Genomic DNA, 1084 nt, shown 5'->3' with positions numbered 1-1084 from the left:
CTGACGGTTCACTAAACGAGCTCTGCTTATATAGACCTCCCACCGTACACGCCTACCGCCCATTTGCGTCAACGGGGCGGGGTTATTACGACATTTTGGAAAGTCCCGTTGATTTTGGTGCCAAAACAAACTCCCATTGACGTCAATGGGGTGGAGACTTGGAAATCCCCGTGAGTCAAACCGCTATCCACGCCCATTGGTGTACTGCCAAAACCGCATCACCATGGTAATAGCGATGACTAATACGTAGATGTACTGCCAAGTAGGAAAGTCCCGTAAGGTCATGTACTGGGCATAATGCCAGGCGGGCCATTTACCGTCATTGACGTCAATAGGGGGCGGACTTGGCATATGATACACTTGATGTACTGCCAAGTGGGCAGTTTACCGTAAATACTCCACCCATTGACGTCAATGGAAAGTCCCTATTGGCGTTACTATGGGAACATACGTCATTATTGACGTCAATGGGCGGGGGTCGTTGGGCGGTCAGCCAGGCGGGCCATTTACCGTAAGTTATGTAACGCGGAACTCCATATATGGGCTATGAACTAATGACCCCGTAATTGATTACTATTAATAACTAGTCAATAATCAATGTCAACATGGCGGTCATATTGGACATGAGCCAATATAAATGTACATATTATGATATAGATACAACGTATGCAATGGCCAATAGCCAATATTGATTTATGCTATATAACCAATGACTAATATGGCTAATTGCCAATATTGATTCAATGTATAGATCTTCCATACCTACCAGTTCTGCGCCTGCAGCAATGGCAACAACGTTGCCCGGATCTGCGATGATAAGCTGTCAAACATGAGAATTGGTCGACTAGCTTGGCACGCCAGAAATCCGCGCGGTGGTTTTTGGGGGTCGGGGGTGTTTGGCAGCCACAGACGCCCGGTGTTCGTGTCGCGCCAGTACATGCGGTCCATGCCCAGGCCATCCAAAAACCATGGGTCTGTCTGCTCAGTCCAGTCGTGGACCTGACCCCACGCAACGCCCAAAATAATAACCCCCACGAACCATAAACCATTCCCCATGGGGGACCCCGTCCCTAACCCACGGGGC

The 1084-nt window shown here is 49.0% G+C and carries 1 protein-coding gene; it reads right to left on the bottom strand.

Going from position 1 to position 1084, the window contains the following annotated elements; all coding sequences use genetic code 11:
- Positions 1 to 762: 762 nt before the first annotated feature.
- On the bottom strand, positions 763 to 1084 hold a 322-nt coding region (locus tag CKO41_RS18510), incomplete at its 5' end, for a hypothetical protein (RefSeq protein WP_207144178.1).

Source organism: Thiococcus pfennigii, from assembly GCF_016583835.1.
GTDB classification, from domain to species: domain Bacteria; phylum Pseudomonadota; class Gammaproteobacteria; order Chromatiales; family Chromatiaceae; genus Thiococcus; species Thiococcus pfennigii.
This window is presented reverse-complemented; position numbering and strand designations above follow the sequence as displayed.